27 protein-coding genes, 1 tRNA gene and 1 pseudogene are annotated in these 26,910 nt (G+C 71.3%); 27 read left to right on the top strand and 2 right to left on the bottom strand.

Annotation, left to right across the window (positions count from 1 at the left end):
- Nucleotides 1–85 precede the first annotated feature (85 nt).
- From FSYMDG_RS16535 to FSYMDG_RS16500, 8 genes and pseudogenes are all read left to right on the top strand, one after another.
- Nucleotides 86–1,312: a cytochrome P450 gene (locus tag FSYMDG_RS16535; protein WP_013874540.1), complete on the top strand. Its 1,227-nt coding sequence runs from the start codon at nucleotides 86–88 to the stop codon at nucleotides 1,310–1,312.
- Nucleotides 1,309–2,400: a hypothetical protein gene (locus FSYMDG_RS16530; protein WP_013874539.1), complete on the top strand. Its 1,092-nt coding sequence runs from the start codon at nucleotides 1,309–1,311 to the stop codon at nucleotides 2,398–2,400. Before FSYMDG_RS16535 ends, FSYMDG_RS16530 begins: the two co-directional genes overlap by 4 nt.
- Nucleotides 2,401–2,503: 103 nt before the next feature.
- The gene (locus FSYMDG_RS16525) at nucleotides 2,504–4,108 is read left to right on the top strand and encodes a class I adenylate-forming enzyme family protein (RefSeq protein WP_347176503.1); all 1,605 of its coding nucleotides are present in this window, start codon (nucleotides 2,504–2,506) and stop codon (nucleotides 4,106–4,108) included.
- A pseudogene (locus FSYMDG_RS29755) lies at nucleotides 4,105–4,913 on the top strand (enoyl-CoA hydratase/isomerase family protein). The gene FSYMDG_RS16525 and the pseudogene FSYMDG_RS29755 overlap by 4 nt, the downstream one beginning before the upstream one ends.
- Nucleotides 4,914–4,988: 75 nt before the next feature.
- Nucleotides 4,989–5,732, top strand: coding sequence for an SDR family NAD(P)-dependent oxidoreductase (locus tag FSYMDG_RS16515; protein WP_050803567.1), 744 nt, complete (start codon nucleotides 4,989–4,991; stop codon nucleotides 5,730–5,732).
- Nucleotides 5,729–6,745 carry a phosphotransferase family protein gene (locus FSYMDG_RS16510; protein ID WP_013874536.1) on the top strand — a complete coding sequence of 339 codons (1,017 nt, stop codon included), beginning with the start codon at nucleotides 5,729–5,731 and terminating at the stop codon, nucleotides 6,743–6,745. Before FSYMDG_RS16515 ends, FSYMDG_RS16510 begins: the two co-directional genes overlap by 4 nt.
- The gene (locus FSYMDG_RS16505; RefSeq protein ID WP_013874535.1) at nucleotides 6,739–7,194 is read left to right on the top strand and encodes a hypothetical protein; all 456 of its coding nucleotides are present in this window, start codon (nucleotides 6,739–6,741) and stop codon (nucleotides 7,192–7,194) included. The genes FSYMDG_RS16510 and FSYMDG_RS16505 overlap by 7 nt, the downstream gene beginning before the upstream one ends.
- Nucleotides 7,184–8,122 (top strand): PDR/VanB family oxidoreductase, encoded by a 939-nt coding sequence (locus FSYMDG_RS16500; protein ID WP_013874534.1) that lies wholly within the window; start codon nucleotides 7,184–7,186, stop codon nucleotides 8,120–8,122. The genes FSYMDG_RS16505 and FSYMDG_RS16500 overlap by 11 nt, the downstream gene beginning before the upstream one ends.
- Before the next feature lie 217 nt (nucleotides 8,123–8,339).
- On the opposite strand, the gene FSYMDG_RS16495 is transcribed toward FSYMDG_RS16500, so the two are convergent.
- Nucleotides 8,340–8,412, bottom strand: a tRNA-Asn gene (locus FSYMDG_RS16495).
- Between the two features lie 289 nt (nucleotides 8,413–8,701).
- Here FSYMDG_RS16495 and FSYMDG_RS16490 point away from each other — a divergent pair.
- The 16 genes from FSYMDG_RS16490 to nusB all read left to right on the top strand — a co-directional run bounded on the left by FSYMDG_RS16490 (nucleotide 8,702) and on the right by nusB (nucleotide 22,308).
- The gene (locus tag FSYMDG_RS16490; protein ID WP_013874533.1) at nucleotides 8,702–9,001 is read left to right on the top strand and encodes a hypothetical protein; all 300 of its coding nucleotides are present in this window, start codon (nucleotides 8,702–8,704) and stop codon (nucleotides 8,999–9,001) included.
- A gap of 169 nt (nucleotides 9,002–9,170) precedes the next feature.
- Nucleotides 9,171–9,542, top strand: a complete 372-nt coding sequence (locus FSYMDG_RS16485; RefSeq protein ID WP_013874532.1) for a winged helix-turn-helix transcriptional regulator — start codon at nucleotides 9,171–9,173, stop codon at nucleotides 9,540–9,542.
- A gap of 255 nt (nucleotides 9,543–9,797) precedes the next feature.
- The gene (locus tag FSYMDG_RS16480) at nucleotides 9,798–10,892 is read left to right on the top strand and encodes a PaaX family transcriptional regulator (RefSeq protein WP_237702806.1); all 1,095 of its coding nucleotides are present in this window, start codon (nucleotides 9,798–9,800) and stop codon (nucleotides 10,890–10,892) included.
- Nucleotides 10,889–12,469, top strand: a complete 1,581-nt coding sequence (locus tag FSYMDG_RS16475) for a replication-associated recombination protein A (protein ID WP_013874530.1) — start codon at nucleotides 10,889–10,891, stop codon at nucleotides 12,467–12,469. Before FSYMDG_RS16480 ends, FSYMDG_RS16475 begins: the two co-directional genes overlap by 4 nt.
- Before the next feature lie 285 nt (nucleotides 12,470–12,754).
- Complete coding sequence (locus FSYMDG_RS16470) at nucleotides 12,755–13,276, top strand: DUF948 domain-containing protein (protein ID WP_013874529.1); 522 nt, start codon at nucleotides 12,755–12,757, stop codon at nucleotides 13,274–13,276.
- The gene (locus FSYMDG_RS16465; RefSeq protein WP_165440854.1) at nucleotides 13,273–13,566 is read left to right on the top strand and encodes a DUF6167 family protein; all 294 of its coding nucleotides are present in this window, start codon (nucleotides 13,273–13,275) and stop codon (nucleotides 13,564–13,566) included. The genes FSYMDG_RS16470 and FSYMDG_RS16465 overlap by 4 nt, the downstream gene beginning before the upstream one ends.
- A gap of 60 nt (nucleotides 13,567–13,626) precedes the next feature.
- Nucleotides 13,627–14,121, top strand: coding sequence for a Holliday junction resolvase RuvX (gene ruvX, locus FSYMDG_RS16460; RefSeq protein ID WP_013874527.1), 495 nt, complete (start codon nucleotides 13,627–13,629; stop codon nucleotides 14,119–14,121).
- Nucleotides 14,118–15,302: an endolytic transglycosylase MltG gene (gene mltG / locus FSYMDG_RS16455; protein ID WP_013874526.1), complete on the top strand. Its 1,185-nt coding sequence runs from the start codon at nucleotides 14,118–14,120 to the stop codon at nucleotides 15,300–15,302. The genes ruvX and mltG overlap by 4 nt, the downstream gene beginning before the upstream one ends.
- Entirely contained in the window at nucleotides 15,299–16,366 is a 1,068-nt protein-coding gene (locus tag FSYMDG_RS23395) for a shikimate dehydrogenase (RefSeq protein ID WP_013874525.1), read from the top strand. Before mltG ends, FSYMDG_RS23395 begins: the two co-directional genes overlap by 4 nt.
- A 64-nt stretch (nucleotides 16,367–16,430) precedes the next feature.
- Nucleotides 16,431–17,237: a prepilin peptidase gene (locus tag FSYMDG_RS16445; protein ID WP_013874524.1), complete on the top strand. Its 807-nt coding sequence runs from the start codon at nucleotides 16,431–16,433 to the stop codon at nucleotides 17,235–17,237.
- Nucleotides 17,238–17,319: 82 nt separating this feature from the next.
- On the top strand, nucleotides 17,320–18,555 hold the full coding sequence (gene aroC / locus FSYMDG_RS16440; RefSeq protein WP_013874523.1) for a chorismate synthase: 1,236 nt from the start codon (nucleotides 17,320–17,322) through the stop codon (nucleotides 18,553–18,555).
- A 25-nt stretch (nucleotides 18,556–18,580) separates the two neighbouring features.
- On the top strand, nucleotides 18,581–19,270 hold the full coding sequence (locus FSYMDG_RS16435; RefSeq protein WP_013874522.1) for a shikimate kinase: 690 nt from the start codon (nucleotides 18,581–18,583) through the stop codon (nucleotides 19,268–19,270).
- A gap of 35 nt (nucleotides 19,271–19,305) precedes the next feature.
- Nucleotides 19,306–20,436, top strand: coding sequence for a 3-dehydroquinate synthase (gene aroB / locus FSYMDG_RS16430; RefSeq protein ID WP_431307094.1), 1,131 nt, complete (start codon nucleotides 19,306–19,308; stop codon nucleotides 20,434–20,436).
- 117 nt (nucleotides 20,437–20,553) lie between these two features.
- Nucleotides 20,554–21,036 carry a type II 3-dehydroquinate dehydratase gene (locus FSYMDG_RS16425; RefSeq protein WP_013874520.1) on the top strand — a complete coding sequence of 161 codons (483 nt, stop codon included), beginning with the start codon at nucleotides 20,554–20,556 and terminating at the stop codon, nucleotides 21,034–21,036.
- Nucleotides 21,037–21,331: 295 nt separating this feature from the next.
- Nucleotides 21,332–21,895, top strand: coding sequence for an elongation factor P (gene efp, locus FSYMDG_RS16420; protein WP_013874519.1), 564 nt, complete (start codon nucleotides 21,332–21,334; stop codon nucleotides 21,893–21,895).
- Nucleotides 21,892–22,308 carry a transcription antitermination factor NusB gene (gene nusB, locus FSYMDG_RS16415; protein ID WP_013874518.1) on the top strand — a complete coding sequence of 139 codons (417 nt, stop codon included), beginning with the start codon at nucleotides 21,892–21,894 and terminating at the stop codon, nucleotides 22,306–22,308. Before efp ends, nusB begins: the two co-directional genes overlap by 4 nt.
- A gap of 366 nt (nucleotides 22,309–22,674) precedes the next feature.
- On the opposite strand, the gene bldD is transcribed toward nusB, so the two are convergent.
- Nucleotides 22,675–23,175: a transcriptional regulator BldD gene (gene bldD / locus FSYMDG_RS16410; protein WP_013874517.1), complete on the bottom strand. Its 501-nt coding sequence runs from the start codon at nucleotides 23,173–23,175 to the stop codon at nucleotides 22,675–22,677.
- Between the two features lie 310 nt (nucleotides 23,176–23,485).
- Between bldD and pyrR the strand changes: the two genes are divergently transcribed.
- From pyrR to FSYMDG_RS16395, 3 genes are all read left to right on the top strand, one after another.
- The gene (gene pyrR / locus FSYMDG_RS16405) at nucleotides 23,486–24,097 is read left to right on the top strand and encodes a bifunctional pyr operon transcriptional regulator/uracil phosphoribosyltransferase PyrR (protein WP_013874516.1); all 612 of its coding nucleotides are present in this window, start codon (nucleotides 23,486–23,488) and stop codon (nucleotides 24,095–24,097) included.
- A 132-nt stretch (nucleotides 24,098–24,229) separates the two neighbouring features.
- Complete coding sequence (locus tag FSYMDG_RS16400; RefSeq protein WP_013874514.1) at nucleotides 24,230–25,153, top strand: aspartate carbamoyltransferase catalytic subunit; 924 nt, start codon at nucleotides 24,230–24,232, stop codon at nucleotides 25,151–25,153.
- Nucleotides 25,150–26,574, top strand: coding sequence for a dihydroorotase (locus FSYMDG_RS16395; RefSeq protein ID WP_013874513.1), 1,425 nt, complete (start codon nucleotides 25,150–25,152; stop codon nucleotides 26,572–26,574). Before FSYMDG_RS16400 ends, FSYMDG_RS16395 begins: the two co-directional genes overlap by 4 nt.
- Nucleotides 26,575–26,910: the final 336 nt, after the last annotated feature.

The raw sequence follows: 26,910 nt of genomic DNA, 5'->3' as shown, positions 1-26,910 counted from the left end.
GGCTCCAGATCGTGCGCGTCGCGGCCGTCGAACAGCCGACCGACGGCGTGCCATTCTCGTGCTTTCCGAGAACCTGGAGAGTTCGATGCCGACCGCGTACGATCCCACTGATCCCATACAACTGCGCGATCCTTATGCGATATTCGCGGAGCTGCGCACCGCCGGCGGTGTGCATTGGTGCGAGCCGCTGTCGGGCTGGATCGCGGTGGACTGGGCCAGTGTTCAGACCGTGGTCACGACGCCGGTGGTGTTCTCGGCGAATCGTCTCCTGCCGGTGCACGAACGGCTCTCCGAAGAGAACCGTGCGACAGCGGCCGACGTGCTGCGCTGGTTGTCGCTGTGGATGGTGTTCCAGGATCCGCCGAACCACACCCGGCTGCGCCGCTACCTGTCGACGGTCATCAATCCTCGCATGGTGGAGTCCCTGCGGACGTCGATCACCGAGATCACGTCGGACCTGTTCGACGGCCTGCCGAAGGACCAGCCGGTCGACTTCTTCACCGAGATCGCTCTTACCCTGCCGGGTTACGTCGTCATGGATCTGCTCGGCGTCCCGCGCGACCGGCTGGCCGAGGTCAAGCAGTGGTCGGACGAAATGATGCTGTTCATCGGCAGCTCGCGAGGCGTCGACAACAAGTACGAGAGAGCTCGGCACGGCGCCTGTTCGATGGCGGAACTGTTCCGCGAACTGATTGACGAACGCCGGGTTCGCCCGCACGACGACGCCCTCACCCGCATGATCACCACCGAGGTCGACGGCGAGACGCTCACCGAGGACGAGCTGATCGCGAGCATGATGATGATCGGCAACGGGGCGCAGGAGACGACCGCTCACCTGTTGACCAACGGCCTGATCGCCCTGCACCAGCACCCGGACATCGCCGCCAAGCTGGCGGCTGACGTCGACGGGCTGATCGTCCCCGCCGTGGACGAGTTCCTTCGCTTCGACTCGCCGGTGCTGTCCACCGGGCGCCTGCTCGCCACGGATACGGAACTCGGGGGGCAGCGCCTGAAGGAGGGCGATCGGGTCTTCGCGATGCTCGCGGCCGCGAACCGTGATCCTGGCGTCTTCGCATCGCCGGACGAGATCGTTCTCGAGGGCCGGGTGAACGGGCATCTCGCCTTCTCGAAGGGTGTGCACTTCTGCCTCGGCGCGCCGCTGGCACGCCTGGAGGGGCAGATCGCGTTCAGGCACATGGTGGAGCGATTCCCCCACCTGCGGCTCGCCGAGCCCCTGGACACGATCCCGTGGACGAACTCGCTGGTCAGCCGCGGGCCGCTGCGGCTGCCGGTCGTGCTCGAGGGCGCGTGAGCACCCCGCTCGTCCCGCTTGACGACGCGTTCGTCCACGCGGCTCCATACCCCGTCTCGCACCCGCCGACCTCCGCGTCGAACGATCCGCGGTTCTTCGAGCGGTACTGGAACGTGTGGCACGACGACACGGGCGACCTGCTGCTGGCCGTGGGCGGCAGCTGTTACCCGGTCCTTGGCCGGGTCGAGTCGTACGCGATCGTCAACTTCCGCGGTGACCACCGCTCGGTGCGGTCCTTCCGACCGCTGTCGCCGGAGCAGGCGGACCTCACGGTGGGCCCGATCCGCCCCACGATTCTCACGGGGCTCCACCGCTGGCGGCACGTCCTCGAGCCGGGGGAGTGGGGCTTTTCCTACGATCTGGAGTGGACCGACACCCGCCGCCCGACGTACGGCGCCGCCTGGGGGCCGCCGGTAGCTTCCGGTGAGCGACAGGTGACCGTCGGATTCGAGAGCTTCGGCCAGGTCACCGGTTGGGTTCAGGTCGGTGGCACCCGGGTGGACTGGGCGCCCGGCCAGGCGCACGGCACCCGGGACCGCCACTGGGGCGTCGGCCGGGGTGTCGGTGGTCCGGCACTCAACGGCGGGCGCGTGCACCGGCCCGGCTGGAAGGGCGGCATCTGGATCGACCTGCACGATGTCGGCCTCTGGGGCAGGAAGCTGCTCTACGGCTTCGACGACCCTCGCCCGGGCAGCGGCTCCGTGCACAGGATCGAACGCCGACTGCGCTTCGAACCCGACACGCACCTGTTTCTGGCGGGAGTCATCGACCTGACCTTCGACGACGGCACCCACCGATCCCTGCGCCTCGAGCGGTTGGGCAACCAGACCGCCTTCATGCGCTGTGGCTTCTACGGCGGCACCCCCGGCGCGGGGCTGCATCCCGGTGCGTACAAGGGCCCAGAACGGACCGAATGGGACCGATTCGACGTGAATGACCCGCACGTCCGCCTCGCTCTGCGGGGGCTGGACGAGCACCACTGCGCAGTCATCGACGGTACGAGAGCAACGACGGGCATCCTGCAACCGGTCGAGCCAGACGCGTACGAGGCCTGTCGTGAGGGTCGGCCCGGTTGGGCCCTGTGGTGACGCGGCTTTGGTGACGGGCGGCTTTGTAACCCGGAACAGGGATCTCAATGGTGCGACCCTCGTCACGGCTTCCGTTCGTGGCTACCGTGCGTCCTCACCGAGCATGCGTTCGGACGGATCGGAGATCAGGAGATCACCCGTGAGCCTGAAGTACGACTTATCGTTGATGTGCCCGGATGTGATCACGCATAATGCGCGGGTCAGCGGGGATATGGTGGCCGCCGTATTCGAGGACGAACGACTCACGTGGCGCGAGCTTGACGAGCGGACGAACCAGTTCGCCAACCTGCTGCGGGCGGAAGGGCTCGACAAGGGTGACAAGGTCGCGCTGTTCATGCCCGCGTCGCTGAACGCGTTCATCGCGTTCTGGGGAAGCGCGAAGGCCGGATGCGTGACGGTGCCGTTGAACATCATGCTCGACGGGGAGTCACTGGTCCGCCTTGCGGCGGATTCCGACGCGGTCGTTCTGGTCGCCGATCCGGAAACCGAGCCGATCATCGACTCCATCCGCGCGCGGTTACCGCTGATCGGCGGCTCCCACTGGCTCACGTTCGGCCCGGCCCATGACCACTGGCGGTCGCTCCCGGATCTGCTGGCAGAGTCCCCGGTCACGCCGTGCGGAGTGAAGATCGACCCGTTCGACATCATCACCATCCTCTACACCTCAGGGACCACCGGACACCCGAAGGGCATCGAGCACACCCACGTCAGCCGCATGATGTACCCGTACGGCTTCGCGATGGGACTGAAGATCGACCGCTACTCGGTCGCCGTCCTCGGCACGCCCCCGTACGCGTCCGGAACCTGGATCACGATGATCCCGACGATGTACCGGGGCGGAACGGTCGTCATCCTGCGCAAGTTCACCGCCCAGGCATTCCTGGCAGCCGTGGAGCGCGAGCGCGGCACCCACGCCTTCCTCGTCCCCACCCAGTGGATCGCCATCCTCGAACACTCCGAGCTGCGCAACCACGACGTGAGCAGCCTGCGCTGCATTGTCACATCCGGTCAGCCGATCGCCGAGAAGACGTACCACGCGCTGGAGGATGCCTTCCCGGGCGCCGGCATTCACGAGGTGTACGGCTTCTCCGAAGGATTCGCGACCCTGCGGCTGCCGGCGGACGCGGTCCGTGGCAAACGCATGTCGGTCGGCAAACCCCTGATGCTGGAGGACATCCGCATCATCGACGAGACCGGCGCGGAACTTCCCCCGGGCGAGAGCGGTGAGATCGTGGTGCATTCGATCGGGATGATGACCGGCTACTACAAGAATCCCGAGCTGACCGAGGAAGCGACCTGGACCGCCCCGGACGGTCGCGGCTTCATGCGGACCGGGGATATCGGCCATCTGGACAAGGACGGTTTCCTGTATGTCTCGGGCAGGCTCAAGGACATGATCAAATCTGGTGGTATCAACATCTTCGCCGTGGACGTCGAGCAGGTCTTCATGCGCCATCCGGACGTCAGCGAGGCCGCGGCCATCGGCGTGCCGCACCTGAAGTGGGGCGAGACGCCCCTGGTGGTCGTTATCCCGCGCTCCGGCGCGGAAGTCGATCCGGAGGAGCTCCGGCAGTGGGCCAACGAACGCCTGGCCAGGTACCAGCGCGCCAGCCATGTCCTGGTCCGCGGGGAGCTGCCGCGCGCGGTTTACGGCAAGGTCGCAAAGGCCGAGCTGCGCAGGGAGTTCGGATCGGGGGCCGGGCTGTGACCGACATCCGCTACCCCGACTACGAGAGCCTGGAACTCGACTGGCCCGAGCCGCACGTCCTGCGCGTGACCCTCAGCCGCGGCAGGATGAACTCGCTCGACTTCCAGATGCACCGGGACCTGAGCTCGATCTGGCGCCTGATCGACGAGGATCCCGAGGTGTCCGCCGTGGTCCTCGCCGGAAAAGGACGGGCATACAGCGCCGGTGGCGACTTCGACATGGTGCAGCGCATCATCGACGACTACGACTTCCGCTGCCAGATGTGGAAGGAAGGCCGTGCCCTGGTGCGGAACATGCTCGACTGCGGCAAGCCCATCGTGTCCGCGATCAGCGGAGCGGCGGCAGGCGGCGGGCTGGCCACCGCGCTGCTGGCGGACGGAGCGTCGCAGGCCGCACCGCCAAGCTCGTGGACGGGCACACCACCCTGGGCGTGGCCGCCGACGACCATGCGGTCGCGATATGGCCGCTGCTGTGCGGACTGTCCAAGGCGAAGTACTACCTGATGACCAGCGACGCCATCACGGGCGAGGAAGCCGAACGCATCGGCCTTGTGACGTTCTGCGTCGACGACAACCTGGTCGACGAGCATGCTCTGCACATCGCGTCCCGGCTCGCCTACGGGGCGCCGAGCGCGATCCGCTGGACCAAGCAGTCGCTCAACAACTGGGTTCGCGCCGCATGGCCCTCGTTCGAAGCCTCCCTGGCGTTCGGAATTCTGGGCTTCACCGGACCCGAGGCGACCGAAGGCCTGGCCGCTCTGCGCGAGAAGCGCACACCGAACTTTGTCCAGCGTTCCTACATCTGAAGGCGAGCGTGACATGCCCAGCACAGCGGTGGCCCCCCGCGGCGGCCGGCCCTGCCCCTCAACGAACGCACCTACATCGTCACGGGCGCCGGCGGCGGCATCGGCGGTGCCGCGGCGGCCAGGCTGCTCCGGGTGGGTTCGAACGTCGTCGCGGTCGACCTGAGCTCGCGTCGGCTCAACGGCACGATCGAGTCCACCCGTGGGCTGCCCGGAACCCTGCGGACGATCAAGGCCGACGTGACCTCCGAGGCGGGCGTTCAGGAGGCAGTCGACTTCGCGGTGACGGAGTTCGGCTCGGTGCAGGGTGTGGCGAACGTCGCCGGCGGGATGGTCAACATCAACCGTGACGTCTACGACGTGCCGCTGGAGTCCATCTCGTTGGACAGCTGGGTGCAGATGTACGCGCTCAACGTGAACAGTGCCTTCCTGATGTGCCGCGCGCTGGAAAAGCACTTCGTCGCGCAGGGCTACGGAAAGATCGTCAACGTGGCCTCACTGGCTGCCTTCGCCAACCGTCTCGAACTCGGTAACGCCGCCTACAACTCGGCCAAAGCCGCGGTGGTCGCGTTCACCCAGAGCGTCAGCGTGCAACTGGGCCGTCAGGGGATTCGGGCCAACTGCATCGCCCCGGGGCTGGTCCTCAGCGACCGGGTACGCGCGTGGATCGACGACGGATACCTGAACCGGCACCTCGAGTACACGGCGCTCGGTGACGTGCCCACGCCGGAGGACCTCGGCGAAGGCATCGCGTTCTTCCTCGAACCCCAGTCCGATGCCATCACCGGCGAGACCCTGCGGGTCGCAGCCGGCGTCCGATGACCCGACCCACCCTTCCTCAGCACGCACCGGCCCAGCTGGCCGCTCGCGTGCGGGAACTGCTGCGTCCGCGCCTGCCGGAGGCCGGGGAGGTGACCCTCTCGGAGCCGGTGCGGGTCTTCGGCGGGAACGCCCGCATCGCGTGGGCCTGCGACGCCCGCTGGACCTCGTGCCGGGACGCTCACGCGGACCGGCACGAGGAGCCGTTGATCCTGCTCGTCCGTGCCCCCGGCTCGCAGGTACAGACCGACCCGGCACGCGAGTTCGCGGTACTGGACGGGCTGGCCGAACGGGGCGTACGGGCACCGAAGGTGTGGGCGCACGACCCGGACGGGCACCTGTTCGGAGCACCCGCGGTGCTGCTCCAGCGGCTGCCGGGCCGGACGGACGCCGTGGAGTACCTCTCGGCCGACACCGAGCAGGGCCGCGCGCGAACCCTGGACCTGGCCCGGGCCGCGGCCGAGCTGCATGCCGTCACACCGGCCACCGGGACCGATGAACCGCAACCGGCCTACTGGCGCGCACGATTCGAGGACTGTCGCCTTGAGCCGTACCCGGCGCTGTCCTGGCTGTACGACTGGCTTGACGACAACGCCACCCCACCCGCGCGACCAGCGCTCGTGCATGGTGACTTTCGGCCGGGCAACGTCCTCTACGAAGGCGACCGCATCGTCGGTCTGCTGGACTGGGAGATGGCGCACGTCGGCGACCCGGTCGAGGACATCGCGTGGGCCTACCACGCCCTGTGGAGCCCGCAGCGCTTCGTGCCACTCGAGGAGTTCGTCGCGGCGTACGAAGCGGCCGGAGGCACACCTGTCACCGGAGCGGCACTGCGCTGGAACCGCGTCTTCTGCGAGGTCAAGTACGCCACGATCAGCCTGCAGGCAGCCCGTGCGGTCATCGACGGCCGTAGCCACAACCTACGGCTGATCGACCGAGCCCGAACCGTGATCCCTTCCATCCAGGCGTGCCTGGAGTGGATCGCAGCCAGCAGGCCGTTGGAGACGTCATGCTGAGGCCAACCCCCGGCGAGTTGCTCGAGGGGCTTCGCCGTGAACTTCGCGACGAGGTTCTGCCTGCCGTGCCCGCCGGGTCCGCCGCCCGCCAGCTGCGCGCGGCGATCCATGTCCTCGGCAGGCTCGCGGACACGTGGGATGCGCAGCATCACTATCTGGAAACGGACAACGTCGACCTGGAAGCGACGCTCGCCAGCCTCGCCCGGCTCGCCGGTGTGCAGCGCACGAGGCAGCCACCCCGACCGCGGCCCGTGCCGGGCGTCACGGATCGCGGGCTGAGCGATCTCATCGCGCGCAACGAGTCACTGCAGAAGGAACTCGAACTACTACAGAGCCAGCACCGCGCCGCCGGGCACGAGGACGAGGATCTCGGCCGCGTCCTCTTCGAACTGCACCGGCGGCGGACGAACCGCGCAGCAGCCGCCGCAGGAGTAGCTCATGACCGATGACACTCGCGAAGTCGTGGTAACCGAGCGAGTCCAGCACGCCCACGACGTCGTGGGACTCACCTTCGCCGACCCCTCCGGCGCCGCCCTCCCCGGCTGGCAGGCCGGCGCACACATCGATCTGCTGCTGCCCGAGGGACGCGCACGCCAGTATTCCCTGTGCGGCAGTGACGGGGCCTGGAGCATCGCGGTGCTCAACGCGCCCGACGGCCGTGGCGGATCTGCCTGGATCCACGACAACATCCGCGAAGGCGACGTGATTCAGGTCCGGGGCCCGCGAAACAAGTTTCCACTCGCGGCCGCGCAACGGTACGTCTTCATAGCCGGCGGCATCGGGATCACGCCGATCATCGCCATGGTCCGGGAGCTGGAGCGCCGGGAAAACCAGAACTGGCGGCTGACCTACGGCGGCAGGTCCCGCGAGTCGATGGCCTTTCTGCGCGAGATCGAGGGCAGGGGTGAACGTGTGAGCATCGCACCCCAGGACGAGACCGGGCTCATCGACGTCCCGGCGGCACTGGGCCAGCCGCGGATCGGGACCGCGGTCTACTGCTGCGGGCCAGAACCACTGCTCAGGGCGGTCGACCGGGCGTGCCGTTCCTGGCCACCCGGGACCCTGCACGTCGAGCGCTTCACCCCGGTCGAGGCTGACGGCACGGGCGATGAGCCCTTCGAGGTCGTGGCCGGGCGTTCCGGTGTCACCGTGACCGTTCCCGCTGGCGTTTCCGTGTTGGACGCGCTCGCCGACCAGGGCATCCACATCGCCACCTCGTGCGGCGAGGGCGTGTGCGGCACCTGCGAAACCAAGGTGTTGGCGGGCGAGGTCGACCACCGGGACTCGCTCCTGACCGAGGAGGAGCGCACCGCCAACACCGTGATGATGGTGTGCCGCTCGCGCGCACGCGGCGCACGGCTCGTCCTCGACGTCTGACCGCGGGGCCAGAAGCCTAGATCGCCTACCGTGAACGGTTTTGTGATCCACACCGCCCGAGCGGGACGATGCTCCGGTCGGCACGAAGACTTATTGATCAGTCCGCGGGGCAATCAAAGACCAAAAATCTTCACGGCTGGACGGGGTGAGACTGACGGCCAAAACGTCACCACTGCGGTGATCGCACAAGGCTTCGAGCCTCCGACCTGGGCTTGTGCTCCCGCGACAGGACTCGAACCTGTAACCTGCCGGTTAACAGCCGGACGCTCTGCCAATTGAGCTACGCGGGATCGCGACGCTCCAGACGATGACGTCGGGAGCATCTGACTGGGCAAGGTTACCTGAGGTTCGCGCGGATGGTTCGGCGGGGTAGTAAACACGGGTCGGTCGGCTGGTTGACCGTCGGCGTGCGGCCGCTCGGGCAGGATGGTCATGGTTGCGGGCGCCCTGCCTGTTGTTGTCCGGTGACGGCGGCCACCGGGTGTGGGTGGCGACCGTGCGCGGGCGCCGGCGGCCAGGAGCGTTCATGCGTTCGTGAAGGTCGGCAAGGGTGCACAGTGACACCGAGCGGGAGGCAGCATGCACGTCAGACCCGGTTTCATCGTCGGTTTCGGGCTCGGCTACCTGCTGGGGGCCCGCGCGGGCCGGGAGCACTATGACGCGATCATGCGTCAGGCGCGCGCGGTCCGGGAGCGTCCGGAGGTGCAGAGCGCGGCCGGAGTCGTCTCGGCCCAGGCGGGCAGCCTGCTGGAGCGGGCTCGCCGGACGCTTGGAAGCGTCACCGGCCGGGGCGAGCGGACGGCGCCGGCCACCGGCACCTTCGTCGGCACGGTCGAGGCGCACAGCCCGAACGGTTCCGGCGCGATCCGCACACCCTGACCACGGCGCGCGACATAGCGCGACACGGTACGTGATGGCGTGCGGCGCGCCATGTGGCAGCCCGTGATGCGTGTTGTGACATATTGCGTGACGGCGTGTGACGTAATATGTAACAACACGCGGAATAATACGTTACATTGTGTGATGATACGTATGACGGCGGGGTGGCATGGCACGTGACGGTGCGCGAGCGGACGCGGCCTCCCAGGGCGTGGCCGCGCTGGCCGAGGTGATCGACCTGCTGGGCAGGCGGCACGCGCTACCGGTGTTCTGGATCCTGCGGGACGGGCCGACGGCGTTCCGCTCCCTCGCGGCCCGGCTGGACGCCACCGAGTCGCACCTGTCCCAGCGGCTGCGTGAGCTGCGTGAGGCCGGGATCATCGAGGTGGACGAGGCAGGTGACTACCGGCTGAGCGCGCACGGACGGCGCCTGCAGGGCCTGCTCGAGCCCCTCGACGGCTGGGCGCGTCAGTGGTCCCGGCTCGGCCCGCGTGGGCGGGTGCCACGGGGATCGGCGACCCGCGGCCGCGGGGAGTCGTGACCACGGGCCGCCACGGGCCGCCACGGGCCGTCATGGCGGCGAGGAAGTACGACCGCGAATCCACGAGGTGTCGCGTCGCGCCGCGTCCGGCCTCAGGCCGGGCCGGGCCGGGCTGACGGGACGCGCGGGCCCGCCGGACCGGAGCAGCTCCGGCAGCCGGTCCGCCCGACAGGCCTCGCGAACCCGCCGGACCTGTCGGTTCGGCATACCGGCGCGTGGCAGCTCTGGATGTATCGGCTCGTAATATCGTCTTCCGTGGTAATCACCGGACCCGTCGTCACCCGGGACCATACGTCCAAAGTCGATCTTCCGCGCTTCCGGCTCGGCGCCCAGCCGCAACGTCTGCTCATGACCCTGCTCGGCGACTACTGGCACGGGTGCGAGGAGCACATACCGTCCGCGGCGCTGGTGCGTCTGCTGGCGGACTTCGACATCTCGACGGTCGGCGCGCGCGCGGCGCTCAGCCGGCTCGCGCGCCGTGGGCTGCTGGAGTCCTCGCGGGTCGGCCGCAACACCTACTACGGCCTGACCGGCCAGGCGGCCGAGGCGCTGCAGGACAGCGCCGTGCGCGTCCTGTCGTTCGGGCAGGCCGGAACCGGGTGGGACGGCAGGTGGGTCGTCGCCGCCTTCTCGCTGCCGGAGGAACAGCGTGACATCCGACATGCCGTTCGCAACAGGCTGCGCTGGCTGGGTTTCGCGCCGCTCTACGACGGCATGTGGGTCTCCCCCCGGCAGGAGGCGGAGGCGGTCATCCGGATGTTCGCCGAACTCGGCGTGCCCAACGCGACGGTCCTGACGGCGGTCGAGGCGACCGGGGTGGTCGAGACGGCCGGGACAGCCGGGACGGGCGGGATGAGCGCGATGGCCGTGGCGGTCGGCCCCAGACGACCGATCGAGGCCTGGGACCTCACCGAACTGCGCGCCCGTTACGAGGACTTCATCCGCACCCACACCCTCCTGCTCGGACGGATCAGGGCCGCCGACGTGGACCCGGCGGAGGCGCTGGTGGCCCGGACCGCGGTCCTGGACGCCTGGCGGCGCTTCCCCGGCCTCGACCCCGACCTGCCGCTGAAGCTGCTGCCGCCCCAGTGGCCGCGGGTACGGGCGCACGCCGTCTTCGCGGAGATATACGACGAGCTCGCGCCGTTCGCCGTCGACCGGGTACGGCAGGTGATCTTCTCGGTCGCTCCGGATCTCGCCGGCCTCGTCCGCCATCACACGGCCACCCGGCCGTCACCCGGTAGGCACGGCCGACAGGTACGGCTGACAGGTACGGCAGGCCGGCCCGTCACGCGCTGGGAGCGGCCGCCCGCCGCCGGGTGGCAGGGCCGGCATACGGTAGGCGGGTGAGCCTGTTCGACGCCGGGCTCGAGCAGGCCCTGGCGACGTCGGGTCCGCTCGCGGCCCGGCTGCGCCCCCGCACCCTCGACGAACTCGTCGGGCAGCGTCACCTGCTCGGCGCGGGCAGCCCGCTGCGGCGCCTGGTGGAAGGCGGCGGCACCACCTCGGTCCTGCTCTGGGGGCCGCCGGGCAGTGGTAAGACGACGCTCGCGCACATCATCTCCGGCTCCGGCGGGCGCCGGTTCCGGGAACTGTCCGCGGTCACCGCCGGTGTCAAGGACGTACGGGCGGTGATCGACCAGGCGCGGGACACGCTCGCGGTGTCCGGCGTCCGCACGGTCCTGTTCATCGACGAGGTGCACCGTTTCACCAGGACCCAGCAGGACGCGCTGCTGCCGGCGGTGGAGAACGGGCTGGTCACCCTGGTCGCCGCCACCACCGAGAACCCGTTCTTCTCCGTGGTGGCACCGCTGCTGTCCCGGTCGCTGCTGCTCACCCTGGAGCCGCTCACCGAGGACGACCTGCGCGTCCTGGTCCAGCGGGCGCTCGACGACCGGCGGGGGTACGGCGGCCGGCTGACGATAGACACGGACGCGGTCACCCATCTGCTGCGCCTGGCCGGCGGGGACGCCCGCCGCGTCCTGACCGCCCTGCAGGCCGCCGGCGACGCCGTCCTCGCCGCCGCGGCGACGGCAGGCCCGGGCCCGGCCGCCACCGCGGCGGCGGGCACCGGCGGCGACGGGTCGGGGGCGGGTCGCCCGCCCGTCCGGATCGACCTCGCCACCCTCGAACGGGCGGTGAACCGGGCCGCGGTGCGCTACGACCGTGCCGGCGACCAGCACTACGACGTGTCGAGCGCGCTGATCAAGTCCGTGCGCGGCAGTGACGTCGATGCCGCCCTGCACTATCTGGCCCGGATGCTGGAGGCCGGAGAGGATCCCCGGTTCGTCGCCCGCAGGATGATCATACTGGCCAGTGAGGACGTGGGCCTGGCCGAGCCCGGGGCGCTCGGGGTGGCCGTGGCCGCCGCCCAGGCCCTGGAGATGGTGGGCCTGCCCGAGGCCCGGCTCGCGCTCGCGCAGACTGTGATCCATCTCGCGCTGGCGCCGAAGTCCAACGCGGTCATCCGGGCCGTCGACGCGGCCGTCGCCGACGTCCGCGCCGGGCGTGCCGGGCCGGTCCCGCCCCACCTGCGGGACGCGCACTACCCGGGCGCGGGCCGGCTGGGCCACGGCGACGGCTACCGGTACCCCCACGACCATCCGGGCGGGGTCGTGAGCCAGCAGTATGCCCCCGACCCGCTGGTGGGAGCGAGCTACTACCAGCCGAGCGGGCACGGGTTCGAGCAGCGGGCCGGGCAGCGGCTGGCGTTCCTGCGCGAGGCCCTCCGCGGCTCCGCCACCGCCAGCCCCGCGCCTGGCGGCGCCAGCACCGCCATCACTGCCACCACTGCCAGCGCAGCCGCCGCGCCCGCCGCCGGGGCTGTGGCCGGGGCTGTGGCCGGGGCTGTGGCCGGGGCCGCAGCCGGGGCAGATGTGGACGAGCCATCAGAGGCGAGTGACCACGAAGCCGGTCGCGCTCGGTAGGGTCACTCCAGGAACGTCGAGTTCGACGCTCCGTCGACCGTTGTCCGGGGGCTGTGGGTGCTCTCCCGCGGTGTTCCAGGGCCCGGGCCCGGCGGCGTGGGGAAAGATGACCCGCGTCGCCACCGGCCCGTCGGGGAGGGCCGTCGTCGCGGTGCCGGCGCGGCCGGTGTAGGGGGCCTGGTCGCGGAAATCCTGGACGTTCGGTCGCGCAGTTTGTCACGAATGTACGGCTTGTCACAAAGGTGTGGCCGGGTCACGGCCCCTGACAGCGGAGGCAGGGCACACATGTCCGGTGGTGCGATCGCGGGACTGATCGCGGCGGGGGCGTTCTCCGTGCTCGTCCTGTTCGGCTGCTACGTGTTGTTCAAGCTCGGGAAGATCTTCGACGAGGCAGCCGCCCGGGTCCGTCAGACCGGGCTGGCCATCGACGAGGGCACCGCGCGCGTGCGGCAGGCGGGTGCGACGGTGGACGAGGTGAACCAGGCGCTCAGCCACGTGAACAAGGAACTCGACCGGGTCGACGCCATCACGGCGAACGTACAGACGATCTCGACGAACATCTCCTCGCTCACGTCGCTGTTCGCGGCGACGGTCGGCGGCCCGGTCGTACGGGTCGCCGCGTTCTCTTACGGGGTCCGGCGGGCGGCGGCGAAGCGGGCCCGCGCCGACATCGAGTCACAGATCACGGCGGAGATCAAGGCGGAGCGGGCGGCGCAGCGTGCCTCCCGGCGGGCCGCCCGGCGGGCCGGCTCCGCCGCGCCGGCGGCCACGGTTCGCGGGGCCGACGTCGACAGCCGGAGCGCATGATGCCGCGGGTGTTCTACATCGCGCTCGGCGCGGCGGTGGGAGTGGTGACCGTGCGGCGTGCCGCCCGCGCCGTCTCCACCCTCACTCCGCAGCACCTTGCCGGGTCCCTCGTAGAGTCGGTGCAGGATTTCCTGGCCGACGTCCGGGAAGGGATGGCCGAGCGGGAGGATGAGCTTCGCCAGGCGCTGGGGCTGGATGACACCGGGCCGGACGACACCGGTGACGCGCGCGGTGCCGGCGGCCCGCCCGGCGCCGACGCCCCGGGTATCCCCGGTGCCCGTTCCGCGTGAGCGCGTCCCGGCATCGGCCTGGGTATCGGCCCAGGCATCGGCCCGCCCCGGCGGTCCGCGATGAACCGCCGGACGGGGGTGCATGTCGGTATCGATGTGGGCACAGTCAGAATAGGGGTCGCGGCCAGCGATCCTGACGCGAGGATCGCGTTCCCGGTGACGACGCTGCGACGGGGCACCCGGCTGAACAGCGATCTCGACGAGATTGCGATGATTGTGCGCGATCGTCATGCGGTGGAGGTCGTGGTGGGTCTCCCGACACGGTTGTCCGGTCTCCCGGGGCCGGCGGCCCGTAAGGCTCGGGAATACGCCGACCTGCTGGCGGCTCGCGTCGCCCCTGTCCCGGTGCGGCTTGTCGACGAGCGGCTGACCACGGTCGTGGCCCACCGCCGGATGGCCGAGCGTGGCCTGCGCGCACGGGACCGTCGCGCAGTCGTAGACCAGGAGGCAGCGGTGCAGATCCTGCAGTCCGCCCTGGACATCCCGCATGACGCGGGGGCGTCCGACGCCGTGGCCACCCGGCGCGAGCCGGATCGCCACGCGGACGACACGTGATCGGGGACGACCTCGACGAGCTGCTCGATGACACATCAGGCAGCCGGGCATCGTACCGCGGGCGACCCGCCGGTGGTGGCCGTGGTGGTCATGGCGGTCGCGGCGGCCGTGGCCGGGCTCGGCGGCGGGGCCGCACCGCGCCCAAGCTTATCGCGATCCTGGTGGTGGTGACCGTGGTCCTCTGCGGTGGGATCTACGGCGCGGGCAAGGTGATCGGACGCGTCACGGCCGGCGAGTCGGCGATCGACTATCCCGGGCCCGGTGACAGCTCGGTCATCATCCAGATCCAGGCCGGCTCGACCGCCCGGGACATCGCCCGGGTGCTCGCCTCCGCCGAGGTCGTGCGGACACCGGCCGTCTTCGTCAACGCGGCCGCGGCCGACGAACGGTCGCGTTCCATCCAGCCCGGCTTCTACAGGCTCAAGCAGCACCTGCGGGCGGCCGACGCGCTGGCCACGCTGCTCGACGTGAAGTCCCACACCCTGTTCCGGCTCACCATCACCGAGGGCATGACCGTCAAACAGGTGCTCACGACGCTGGCGGAACGCACCGGCCAGCCGCTCTCCACGCTCGAGGAGATCGTGAAGAACCCGGGCGAGCTCCAGCTGCCATCGTACGCGACCGGTGTCGAGGGCTATCTGTACCCCTTCACCTACGATCTGCGACCAGGCGCCTCCGCGACCGCCACGCTCAAGAGCTTCGTCGACAGGTTCAGGACGGAGACGGCCGCTCTCGATATCGAGGCGGGCGCGGCCGCGCTGGGGCGCACCCCTCAGGACATCATCACGATCGCCTCCATCATCGAGCGTGAGGTGAAGAACCCGAACGAGGGGCCGAAGGTCGCCCGGGTCATCTACAACCGGCTCACCGACACCTCCGGCCGGTTCCGTCGCCTCGACCTGGACTCGACCACCCGGTACGCCCTCAACGAGTACGAGGGCCCACTGACCCAGAGCCAGCTCGCCAGCAGCAACCCCTACAACACGCGCAGGGTGGCGGGCCTGCCGCCGGGGGCCATCTCCAACCCGGGGAAGTGGGCGCTGGAGTCCGCCCTGCACCCGGCCGACGGGCCGTGGATGTACTTCGTGTCCCTGCCGAGGTCGAACGTGACGATCTTCGCGACGACGGACCGGGAGTGGCAGGAGGCACTCGCCCGCTACCGCTCCGAGGGCGGGTCATGACCGCCAGAGGCCACCGGCCGCCCGCGGCCGTCGAGAGCCACCGGCCGCGAGCGGCCGTCGCGGGAATGCCGATAGCGCACTCACTGTCACCGGTGATGCACCATGCGGCATATCGCGCGCTGGGAATTGACTGGGACTACACCGCGGTCGCCTGCGACGACAGCGCGATCGGCGACCTGATCGCGCGGGTGCGCACCGAACCGGGCTGGGTCGGCCTGTCGCTGACCATGCCGCTCAAACGGGCCGTCCTGGCCTTCCTCGACCGGATCGACGACACCGCCGCGGCCGTCGGCGCCGTCAACACCGTCGTCGTCGAACGCGATGGCCAGCGTGACACCGGAGGTGACGTCCGGCGGGACACCGGACGCGGGACAGCCACCGGTGGGGGCGCCGACAGGGCTTCCACCGGGAACACCCGGGGGCTCATCACCGAGAGCGCTGGTGGGGGCGACGCCGGACCCGTGCGGCTGGCCGGCTTCAACACCGACGTCGCCGGAACGGCGCATGCCGTGACAACGGTCCTCGGCAACGGGCGGGCACCGCGCAGCCCGCTCGTCATCGGCGCCGGGGGCACCGCCCGGGCCGTGCTCGCCGCGCTCGCCGCGCTCGGCGCCGAGCGGGCCGACGTCCTCGCCCGCCGCCCGCCGGCCGCGGCCCCCCTGGCCGAGATCGGCACCGCCCTCGGGCTGGCCGTCACCGTCCATCGCTGGGACACCACCGGCACCGGGCCCGCCGCGCCCACGCCCCAGGCGAAACCGTCGGACCTGGCGGACCTGGCGGATCTCCTTGCCGCCGCCGACGTCGTGCTCGCGACCACGCCGGCCGGCGCCACCGACGAGCTCGCGCGCCGGCCGTGGCCCGCCTCGACCGCCCTGGTCGAACTGCTTTACCACCCGTGGCCCACCCGGCTCGCCGCCGCCGCGCAGGCGGCCGGGGCGCCGGTCGCCGGTGGGCTGGTCGTGCTGGCCGCCCAGGCGGTCGGGCAGGTCCGGCTGTTCACCGGCGCCGAGGTGGACGTGGACCTGCTCCTGACCGCGGGCGAAGCCGCCCTGGCGGCACGGTGAACGTCCCACCGCCCGAATCCGCGGGCGTCACGCCGGCCGGGCCCACCCATCCGCCATATCCGCCGTGCCCGCCGGACTCGTCACGCCCGCCGCGCCCGCCCTGCCCGACACATCCGTCGTACTCGACATGTTCGTCGTACCCGCCCCGTCCGCCGGGTCCGCCCCGTCCGCCGTGCCCGTGACACCGGCCGTGCCGGGCGGGTCGGCCATGTCGACCGGGTCGGTCGTGCTGGTTGTCGCGATCGTCCTTGCCGTCCTGTGCGTCGTCCCGGGGCTGACCCGCATGGTGGGCTTCTTCGGGCCGGTGGCGGGGGAACAGCCGCGCCGGCCGGCGCCGACCCGGGACACCCTGGGCCTGCTCACGGCCACCGTCGTCGTCGCGTTCGCGGCCAAGCTGACCGATCATGTCGCCTGGCTGCCGGCGTACGCCTACCTCGGGGTGGTCGGCGTGCTCCTGGCCGCCGTCGACGCCCGGGTCCACCGGCTGCCCGACGTGATCACCCTGCCGTCCTACCCGGTCCTGGCCGGGCTGTTCGGCATCGCCGCGGTCCTGGACGGCGGCCCGGGGCGCTGGGTGCGCGCCGTTCTCGTGGCCGTGGCCGTGCTCGCCCTGTTCACGGCCTTCTGGGCGCTGCCCGGCGCCGGTCTGGGCTTCGGCGACGTGAAACTGTCCGGTCTGCTCGGCGGCGCGCTCGGCTGGCTCGGCGTCCCGGTGGCCCTCACCGGGCTGCTGGCCGGGATCGCCCTTGCCGGGGTGTGGGCGCTGGTCCTGATGGTGACGCGGCGGGCAGGCCGGCGGACATCGATCGCCTACGGACCGTTCCTGCTGACGGGGGCGTTCGTCGGCGTCCTCGGCTGGAACGCGGGATAGCCTTCCGGACCATTCTCGTCTCGCGGGCATCCCGGCCGAAGGAGCTGGTTCCGGCGCGCCGGTGGCGTGGAAGACTGGCCTCATGCTGCGTTGGTTGACTGCCGGGGAGTCGCACGGGCCGGCTCTGGTGGCGACCGTGGAGGGGCTGCCGGCCGGTATCCGGGTGTCCAGCTCCCTGATCGCCGACGAACTTGCCCGACGTCGGCTCGGGCACGGGCGGGGCGCCCGGATGAGCTTCGAGCGGGACGAGGTCGAGCTGCTCGGCGGGGTCCGCCACGGCCTGACCCTGGGCGGCCCGGTGAGCGTCGTCGTCCGCAACACCGAGTGGCCGAAGTGGCGGGAGGTCATGGCGCCGGATCCGGTCGACGCCGAGGGGCTTGCCAGGTTGGCCCGCAACGCCCCCCTGACCCGCCCCCGGCCCGGCCATGCGGATCTTGCCGGTATGCAGAAGTACGGGTTCGACGACGCCCGCCCGGTGCTGGAACGGGCCAGCGCCCGGGAGACCGCGGCCCGTGTCGCGCTGGGCACGATCGCCAAGGCCCTGCTGCGGCAGGCGTACGGCATCGAGGTCGTCTCGCACGTGGTGTCGATCGGCGCTGTCGAGGTGCCGCCCGGCTCACCGTTGCCCCAGCCGGCCGCGATGGACGTGGTGGACGCCGACCCGGTCCGCTGCGCCGACCCGGCGACGAGCGTGCGGATGGTCGCCGAGATCGACGCCGCCCACCGGGACGCCGACACCCTGGGCGGGATCGTCGAGGTGCTCGCCTACGGTTGCCCGCCGGGGCTGGGCAGCTACGTGCACGGCGACCGCCGCCTCGACGCGCGGATCGCCGGGGAGCTGATGGGCATCCAGGCGATCAAGGGTGTGGAGTTCGGCGACGGCTTCACCACGGCCCGCCGCCGCGGGTCGCAGGCCCACGACGAGATCGAGTCGGTGCCCGCCGGGGACGCCCCGGAAGCGGCGGCGCACCCTGGGGGCATCTACCGGGTGCGGCGCGCCACCGACCGCGCCGGCGGCGTCGAAGGGGGGATGACCACCGGGGAGCCGCTGCGGGTCCGGGCCGCCATGAAGCCGATCTCGACGCTGTCCCGGCCCCTGTCGACGATCGACGTCGCCACCGGGGAGCGGGCGGTCGCGATCGCGCAGCGCTCGGACGTGTGCGCGGTACCCGCCGCCGGGGTGGTCGGCGAGGCCATGGTGGCGCTGGTGATCGCCGACGCGGCCCTGGAGAAGTTCGGCGGCGACTCGGTGGAGGAGTCCCGCCGCAACTGTGAGACGTACCTGAAGTCCCTGATCGTCAGATCGGAGCCGATATGATCGCCGCTGTCCTGGTGGCGGCCCGGTGACCGGCTCTCCGGACGCCGCCGGCGCCGCTGCCACTGGCGCCGCCGACGGTGTCGCCCTTGGCAGCGTTGCCGCTGAGGGTGCCGCCGCCGGCAGCGCTGCCGCGGCGGCCCGCGCGCGGCGGCCGGTCGTGGTGCTCGTGGGCCCGCCCGGGTCGGGGAAGACCACGGTCGGACGGCTGCTGGCGCGGCGGCTGGACGTGGCCTTCCGGGACACCGACGTCGACGTCGAGGCCCGGGCCGGGCGGTCCGTCGCCGACATCTTCGTCGAGCTGGGGGAGGAGCACTTCCGCACCCTGGAACAGGAGGCCGTCGCCCACGCCTTGGCCGAGCACGACGGGGTGCTCGCCCTCGGCGGCGGGGCCGTGCTGGACGAGGCCACCCGGCGGTCGCTGCGCGGGCACACCGTCGTCCACCTCGACGTCGGGGTCCACGACGCGGTGGCCAGGGTCGGCCTGGCCCGGGACCGGCCACTGTTGGTCGAGGGGCCGCGCACCAGGATCGCCGCGATGCTGCGAGCCCGCGCGCCGTTGTACGCCGAAGTCGCCTCCGCGGTGGTGGGCACCGTGGGGCACACACCTGAGGAGGTGGTCGGATTGGTCGAGAAGCTGCTGGTGGACCACCGGCATCACGATCATGTTGTCGCGTCGCCGGCGGGCCGGCTGCCCGGGCCGTTGGTCAGGCCGTGACGGCATCGTCCACGGCCCCGGTCCCCGCCGCCCCGCTGGCGTCCCCGGGGGAGCCGGCCGCCGGCGACGGGGTGACCCGCATCGAGGTCGCGCCCACCGGCGAACGTCCCTACCAGGTCGTGGTCGGCGCGGGCCTGCTCGGTGAGCTCGCCGAGCAGGTCGCCGGCCGTACCCGGGCCGCGGTCATCCACCCCCGCGCGCTGCGGGCGACCGCGGAGGCCGTGGTCACGGACCTGCGGGAGACCGCGAAGGTCGAGGCCCACGCGGTCGAGGTCCCCGACGGCGAGGAGGCCAAGCAGGCGCGCGTCGCCGGTTTCTGCTGGGACGTCCTCGGTCAGGTCGGCCTCACCCGCGATGATGTCGTGATCGGTCTCGGCGGCGGGGCGACGACCGACCTCGCCGGCTTCGTGGCGGCCACCTGGCTGCGCGGCGTCGACCTCGTGCAGGTCCCGACCACGGTCCTGGGGATGGTGGACGCGGCGATCGGCGGCAAGACCGGGATCGACATCGACGCCGGCAAGAACCTCGTCGGGGCCTTCCACCACCCGCTCGCCGTGTTCGCCGACCTGGCGACGCTGGCGAGCCTGCCCGTCAACGAGCGGATCTCGGGCCTGGCCGAGGTCGTGAAGGCCGGTTTCATCGCTGACCCGGCCATCCTCGACCTGCTCGAGGACGACCCGAGCGGGCTACGCCACCAGCGTGAGCTGATCGAACGGTCGATCCGGGTGAAGGCCGCGGTGGTGTCGGCCGACCCGCGGGAGGCCGGCCGGCGGGAGATCCTCAACTACGGGCACACCCTCGGGCACGCCATCGAGAAGGTCGAGGGGTTCAGCTGGCGGCACGGCGCCGCGGTGTCGGTCGGGATGGTCTTCGCCGCCTCGCTGAGCCGGCTCGCGCTGGGGCTCGACGAGCCCACCGCCGACCGGCACCGGGCGCTGCTCGAACGGATAGGGCTGCCCACCGTCTACCGGGCGGACCACTGGCCGGCGCTGCTCGACGCGATGCGGCTGGACAAGAAGAGCCGCGGCCGGCGGCTGCGGTTCGTCGTCCTCGAGGGGCTCGGCCGGCCGCGCATCCTTGAGGACCCGGATCGGGCGCTGGTCGTGGCCGCGTTCTCGGAGGTGGCCCGGGAGCTGTCAGACCTCCCCGGCGGGGACGAGCGGTGATGGCACCGTGACGCCCGCGGACCAGGCGCACGCGGGAGAAGGCCCGTCAGGCCCCGGCGCGCCGGGGCCTGCCCACGAGGACGCGGCCATGAAGGCTCAGCCGCTGAAGGCCCGGACGTGAAAGTTCTGGTGCTCAGCGGGGCGAACCTCGGCCGGCTGGGGCTGCGGGAGCCGGCGGTGTACGGCAGCCGCAGCTACGCCGATCTGGTGACGGTCTGCCAGAAGCTGGCCGGGGAACTCGGCCTGGCGGCGGACTGCCGGCAGACCGACGACGAGGCCACGATGTTGCGCTGGCTGCACGAGGCCGCCGACCTCGGCGTCCCGGTCGTGCTGAACCCGGGTGCGTGGTCGCACTACTCCTACGCGCTGCGCGACGCGGCCGCGCAGGTGACGGGCCCGCTGGTCGAGGTCCACCTGAGCCAGACCCATGCCAGGGAGGAGTTCCGGCACCACAGCGTGATCAGCGCGGTGGCGACCGGGACCATCACCGGTCTCGGTTTCGACTCCTACCTCCTCGCCCTGCGCACGATCGCGGCCCGCATCCACGATGCCAGCGCACCAGCGGATCCACCCCACCCAGCCGACCAAGCCCCCGCCTGACACCCGCCCTCTCCCGGACGCTGCGTAGTCATCCACAACCGTCGTAGCACTGCGATGCCGACCGGGCAGGCGGTGTGTGACTGGCCGCGCTCCCCGGACCACGCCGGAGGCGCTGCAGTGGGGATGGTCGGTGCCGGATCGCCGGGGGCAATTCGGCACCGACAAGTAAGGAGCGTGTGGCTGGCAGGGGTCCCCGGGCCGCGCCGGAGGCGCCGCCCGGGGCAGACTAGACTTTCGTGGGATCCCCGTCAGTCGAACGGACCAACCTGCTGGTCCGGCTGGAGAGTTGTGCGCAGTGGCAACCACAAATGATCTGAAGAACGGCATGACGCTCGATCTCGACGGCACCCTGTGGAACGTCGTCGGGTTTCAGCACGTCAAACCCGGGAAGGGCGGGGCCTTCGTCCGGACGACGTTGAAGAACGTGCTGACCGGCAAGGTTGTCGACCGTACCTTCAACGCCGGAGTGAAGGTCGAGGTGGCGACCGTCGACCGGCGTGAGATGAGCTTCCTCTACCGCGACGGCGCTGATTTCGTCTTCATGGACAGCGAGTCGTTCGACCAGATCCCGATCCCACCGGCGGTTGTGGGCGACGCGGCGGACTACATCCTGGAGAACGCGACGGCGACGGTCGCGCTGCACGACGGGGAGCCGCTCTACGTGGAGCTGCCCGCCAGCGTCGAACTGGTCATCGCGGCGACCGAGCCCGGTGTCCAGGGCGACCGTTCCACCGGTGGCAACAAGCCGGCGACGCTGGAGACGGGTGCCACGATCCAGGTGCCGCTGTTCATCACCACCGGGGAGAAGGTCAAGGTGGACACCAGAGACGGCCGTTACCTGGGCCGGGTGACGAGCTGAGCGCCCGGTCGAAGGCCCGCAAGCGCGCTCTCGACATCCTTTACGAGGCGGACCTGCGCGGGAGCAGCTTCACCGAGACGCTCGCGCAGCGGCTCGCCCAGTCCGATCCGCCGGTGCCCGAATACACGGTCTCGCTCGTCGAGGGTGTCGTCGAGCGGCTTGCCGACATCGACGAGATGCTTTCCGACCATGCCGAGGAATGGACCCTCGAGCGTATGCCGCCGGTGGACCGCAACATTCTGCGGATCGGCGCGCTGGAACTGCTGTGGCGTGAGGACATCCCCGACGGGGTGGCCATCGACGAGGCGGTGGCGCTGGCCGGGCTGGTGTCGACCGAGCGGTCGCCGGTCTTCGTCAACGGGCTGCTGGCGCGCCTGCTCGACCTCAAACTGGGCCGGACCTCGCGCTCGTAGAAGCACCCGCGCGCTCGCAGGAGCCTCGTAGGAGCACAACGGCTCGTAGGAGGCCCGTCATGGGAGACCCATGGGAACAGGGAGGCCCGCCGCAACAGTGGCCTCTTGCGGGAACAGCGTTGAGGTCCTGTTCGTTCGAGAGCTGGGTAGCCCCCGACCAGGCCGGGGACGAACCGGCTAAACCTGCTCACCTTCCGTCGGCGGCAGGAGGAAGCGAGCTGCCGCCGTCAGCCGCTCGGGCCTGTTGACACCCGTGACGGTGGTGTGCGCGGAGACGACAGTGGCTCCGCCGGTGGCCGAGCGGACCGGCGAGCAGGTCTGGTGGCCTCGCCGTCTACGGTCAGGCGGGGCCCGGGCGGCGGCCGGTCAGGCCGATTCGCTGATTCCGGCTTCCTGGCCCTGTTCCGGGCTCAGGACGCCCCATGAGACGAGCTGCTCGGTGAGCTTGCTCGGCGAGGTGTCGTAGATGACCGCCAGGGAACGCAGGTCCTCGTACCGGATGGACAGTACGCGGCCGTTGTAGTCCCCGCGCTGGCTCTGGATGGTCGCCGCATAGCGGGCGAGTGGGCCGCCGTGTTCCTTCGGAACCTGGGAAAGCCGTTCCAGGTCGAGGACGATGCGCGGAGACTGCTCGAGCGGAGCCACGGTGGAACCCTCGGGGAGGAGCTCTCCCACGGGGACACCGTAGAACTCGGCCAGTTCGGACAGGCGCTGCACCGTAACAGCGCGATCTCCGCGTTCGTAGGAGCCCACGACGACAGCCTTCCAGCGCCCGTGCGACTTCTCCTCGACGCCATGAAGCGAGAGCCCCTGCTGGGTGCGTATTGCTCGCAGCCGAGCACCGAGCGCCTTCGCATAGTCGGACATCGGAGTGCCCACTCCCGTCGTGGTCGATCAGGTGGAACCGGGGCTCTTGCCGCCGGTGGTTACCGATAGTAGTCCTGGGTCGGTTGTCGCTCACCACCAGGGGGGTCGTGTCGACACTTTCTTTGTACCACTTTCTGTAGCCCATCGATTGCACTAGGCGTTACGGGTAAGGAATTTCTGCGTCACGGACCGTTCGCGTGCGGGCGGTTCCCGTTAGGTAACGTGCAGTGACAATGCGTGCTGCCTGATACCGTCATCCGAACCGCTCCTTTAAGGACCGTCCCGTGAGGCGGGGAAGGAGGGCCCGGGTATGACCACGCCCACCCCGGACAGGCCCACCCCAGGTACGTCCGGATCGGGCACCCCCGGCGGCCCCGGCACGGCCCGCACGGTGCTCTCCGGCGCGGACATCGGCCGGGTGCTCACCCGGATGGCCCACCAGATCCTGGAGAAGACCGCCGGTGGGAACGGTGTCGTGCTCCTCGGTATACCCACCCGCGGCGTCCCACTGGCCCGCCGGCTCGCCGACCGGGTCCGGGCGGTCGAAGGCGTCGAGCTCGGCGTGGGCTCGCTCGACCCGACCATGCACCGTGACGACCTCCAGTTGCGTGCCGTCCGGCCGCTGGCGGTGACCGACCTGCCGGACGGCGGGATCGACGGCCGCACGGTGATCCTGGTGGACGACGTCCTGTTCTCCGGCCGGACGGTGCGGGCGGCGCTCGACGCGCTGGCGCAGTTCGGCCGGCCCCGGGTGGTGCAGCTCGCGGTGCTGGTGGACCGCGGGCACCGGGAGCTGCCGATCCGGGCCGACTACGTCGGCAAGAACATGCCGACGTCCAGGCAGGAGGCCGTCGCGGTCCGCCTCACCGAGACCGACGACCGGGACGCCGTGATGATCCTGTCGGAAGGAGCGGGCCGATGAGTCCGGGGGGTGCGCCGGAGCGCTCGGCGTGCCGGCACGGCCGGGCCGTCCCGCCGCCGCCCGCCGTGGCCGTGAGCGGGCCGGCCGCGAACGGGGGCCGGCCGTGAGCCGGCCCGAAGCGGCGGGGCCGGCATGATGCGCCACCTGCTGTCCACCCAGGATCTCAGCCTGGACGACGCCCTGCTGGTGCTGGACACCGCCGAGTACATGGCCACCGTCGCCGACCGGTCGGTGAAGAAGCTGCCGACCCTGCGTGGCCGTACCGTGGTCAACCTCTTCTTCGAGGACTCGACCCGGACCAGGACGTCCTTCGAGCTCGCCGCCAAGCGGCTGTCCGCGGATGTGATCAATTTCTCGGTCCGGGGGTCGAGCGTCTCCAAGGGCGAAAGCCTCAAGGACACCGCCCAGACCCTGGAGGCGATGGGGGCCGACGCCGTGGTCTGCCGGCATCCGGCCAGCGGCGCGCCGCACCGGCTGGCCGCCTGGGTGCGCGGCAGCGTGCTCAACGCCGGGGACGGCACCCACGAGCATCCGACCCAGGCGCTGCTGGACGCGTTCACCATCCGCCGCCGGCTCGGCCGGATCGAGGGCCTGTCCGTCACCATCGTCGGTGACGTCCTGCACTCCCGGGTGGCCCGCTCCAACGTGTGGCTGCTGTCCACGCTGGGCGCGGCCGTGACGGTGGTCGCCCCGCCCACCCTCGTCCCGGTCGGGGTGGAGCAGTGGCCGGTGACGGTCTCCTACGATCTGGACGCGGTCCTGCCCGGCAGCGACGTGGTGATGATGTTGCGGGTGCAGCGGGAGCGGATGACCGCGGCGTTCTTCCCCACCGAGCGGGAGTACGCCCGCCGGTACGGTCTGGATGCCGACCGACTCGCGGCGATGCCGCTGTCCGCGCTGGTCATGCACCCGGGGCCGATGGTGCGCGGCATGGAGATCGCCTCGGATGTGGCCGACTCGACCCGCTCGACCGTGGTCGAGCAGGTCGCCAACGGCGTAAGCGTGCGGATGGCGGTTCTGTATCTGCTTCTCGGCGGTACCAGGGAGGTGCCATGACGCGACACGGCGACACCGCCGGCGGACCCGCGCACGAGGCCGGGCGCTGGCACCTGCGCGGGGTGCGGCCGCTCGGCGGCGACCCGGTGGACCTGCTGCTCGACGGCGGGATCATCGCCGAGGCCGGCCGCGACCTGTCCGTCGTGGGCGCGACCGTCCTGGACGCCGACGGCCTGGTCGCCCTGCCCGGGCTGGTGGACCTGCACACCCATCTGCGCGAACCGGGCCGGGAGGACGCCGAGACCGTCGCCTCGGGCACCCGGGCGGCGGCGCTGGGCGGTTTCACCACCGTGTTCGCGATGGCCAACACCGAGCCCGTCGCGGACACCGCCGGGGTCGTCGAGCAGGTCTGGCGGCTCGGGCGGGACGCCGGGTACTGCGACGTGCGCCCGGTGGGCGCGGTGACCGAGGGGCTGCGCGGCGTCCGGCTCGCCGAGCTCGGCGCGATGGCATCCTCGGCGGCGGCCGTGCGGGTGTTCTCCGACGACGGCAACTGCGTGTCCGACGCGGTGCTCATGCGCCGGGCGCTGGAGTACGTCAAGGCGTTCGACGGGGTGATCGCCCAGCATGCCCAGGAGCCCCGGCTGACCGAGGACGCGCAGATGAACGAGGGGGTGGTCTCGGCGCGGCTCGGCCTGCCCGGCTGGCCGGCCGCCGCCGAGGAGGCGATCATCGCGCGGGACGTGCTGCTCGCCGGCCACGTGGGCTCCCGGCTGCACGTCTGCCACGTCTCCACCGCCGGCTCGGTGGAGCTGCTGCGGTGGGCGAAGTCCAAGGGCTGGCGGGTCACCGCCGAGGTCACCCCGCACCACCTGCTGCTCACCGACGACCTGGCCACCTCCTTCGACCCGGTCTACAAGGTCAATCCGCCGCTGCGGACCGCCGCGGACGTGGAGGCGCTGCGCGCCGGGCTCGCCGACGGCACGATCGACTGCGTCGCCACCGACCACGCCCCGCACGCCCCGCAGGACAAGGAGACCGAGTGGATGGCCGCCCGCCCGGGCATGGTCGGCCTGGAGACCGCGCTGTCGATCGCCATCATGACCATGCTGGAGACGGGGCTGCTGGACTGGGCCGGGCTCGCCGACCGGATGGCGATCGCCCCGGGGCGGATCGGTGGCCTGCCCGGCGGCTCCGGTGCCCCGGCCGGTGGGCACCACCACCCGCCCGCGGCCGGCGGGCGGCCGTCCCGGGCGCCCGCCCACGACGTGCACCCGGCCGGTGCCGGTGCGCTGTCGCTGTCGGCGGGAGCCGTGGCGAACCTGGTCCTCGTCGATCCGGTGGCCCGTTGGACGGTCGACGCCGGCGCGCTGGCCAGCCGCGGCCGCAACACTCCCTACGCCGGCCGCAAGCTGCCTGGACGGGTCCAGGCCACGTTCTTGCGGGGGCGTCCAACCGTGCTCGACGGGAAGATCGTATGACCGACCATCTCACCTTCGCCGCCGCGTTCGTGGCGCTGCCCGGCGGCCTTCCCCTGGCGGAACCCGACCGCGGCCCGGACCGGCTGGGCCTGCACCTGCTGTTCGCCTTCGGGTGCATCCTGCTGTTCATCGCCGCGGTGGACGCCATGCGCCGCAGCTGGCGCCACCGCGCCCGCCGTCAGGAGGAGGACCTGCCCGACCTGCCGGTGGTCCCCGAGACCATCGGTGAGGTGGTGGCCGCGCCGATCAAGGGCCTGTACCTGGGCACGGTGGACGCCGGCCACTGGCTCGACCGGGTCACCGCCCGCGGGCTGGGGGGCCGGGCCGACGCGTACG

Origin of the sequence: Candidatus Protofrankia datiscae (assembly GCF_000177615.2) — a bacterium.
GTDB classification, from domain to species: domain Bacteria; phylum Actinomycetota; class Actinomycetes; order Frankiales; family Frankiaceae; genus Protofrankia; species Protofrankia coriariae.
This window is presented reverse-complemented; position numbering and strand designations above follow the sequence as displayed.

What these genes read in the sequence shown, in the direction of transcription:
- FSYMDG_RS16535 (WP_013874540.1), top strand. Translation starts at nt 86, where the DNA reads ATGCCGACCGCGTACGATCCCACTGATCCCATACAACTGCGCGATCCT.
- FSYMDG_RS16525 (WP_347176503.1), top strand. Translation starts at nt 2,504, where the DNA reads ATGCGTTCGGACGGATCGGAGATCAGGAGATCACCCGTGAGCCTGAAG.
- FSYMDG_RS16510 (WP_013874536.1), top strand. Translation starts at nt 5,729, where the DNA reads ATGACCCGACCCACCCTTCCTCAGCACGCACCGGCCCAGCTGGCCGCT.
- FSYMDG_RS16505 (WP_013874535.1), top strand. Translation starts at nt 6,739, where the DNA reads ATGCTGAGGCCAACCCCCGGCGAGTTGCTCGAGGGGCTTCGCCGTGAA.
- FSYMDG_RS16500 (WP_013874534.1), top strand. Translation starts at nt 7,184, where the DNA reads ATGACCGATGACACTCGCGAAGTCGTGGTAACCGAGCGAGTCCAGCAC.
- FSYMDG_RS16490 (WP_013874533.1), top strand. Translation starts at nt 8,702, where the DNA reads ATGCACGTCAGACCCGGTTTCATCGTCGGTTTCGGGCTCGGCTACCTG.
- FSYMDG_RS16485 (WP_013874532.1), top strand. Translation starts at nt 9,171, where the DNA reads ATGGCACGTGACGGTGCGCGAGCGGACGCGGCCTCCCAGGGCGTGGCC.
- FSYMDG_RS16470 (WP_013874529.1), top strand. Translation starts at nt 12,755, where the DNA reads ATGTCCGGTGGTGCGATCGCGGGACTGATCGCGGCGGGGGCGTTCTCC.
- FSYMDG_RS16465 (WP_165440854.1), top strand. Translation starts at nt 13,273, where the DNA reads ATGATGCCGCGGGTGTTCTACATCGCGCTCGGCGCGGCGGTGGGAGTG.
- ruvX (WP_013874527.1), top strand. Translation starts at nt 13,627, where the DNA reads ATGAACCGCCGGACGGGGGTGCATGTCGGTATCGATGTGGGCACAGTC.
- FSYMDG_RS23395 (WP_013874525.1), top strand. Translation starts at nt 15,299, where the DNA reads ATGACCGCCAGAGGCCACCGGCCGCCCGCGGCCGTCGAGAGCCACCGG.
- aroC (WP_013874523.1), top strand. Translation starts at nt 17,320, where the DNA reads ATGCTGCGTTGGTTGACTGCCGGGGAGTCGCACGGGCCGGCTCTGGTG.
- bldD (WP_013874517.1), bottom strand. Translation starts at nt 23,175, where the DNA reads ATGTCCGACTATGCGAAGGCGCTCGGTGCTCGGCTGCGAGCAATACGC.
- pyrR (WP_013874516.1), top strand. Translation starts at nt 23,486, where the DNA reads ATGACCACGCCCACCCCGGACAGGCCCACCCCAGGTACGTCCGGATCG.
- FSYMDG_RS16400 (WP_013874514.1), top strand. Translation starts at nt 24,230, where the DNA reads ATGATGCGCCACCTGCTGTCCACCCAGGATCTCAGCCTGGACGACGCC.
- FSYMDG_RS16395 (WP_013874513.1), top strand. Translation starts at nt 25,150, where the DNA reads ATGACGCGACACGGCGACACCGCCGGCGGACCCGCGCACGAGGCCGGG.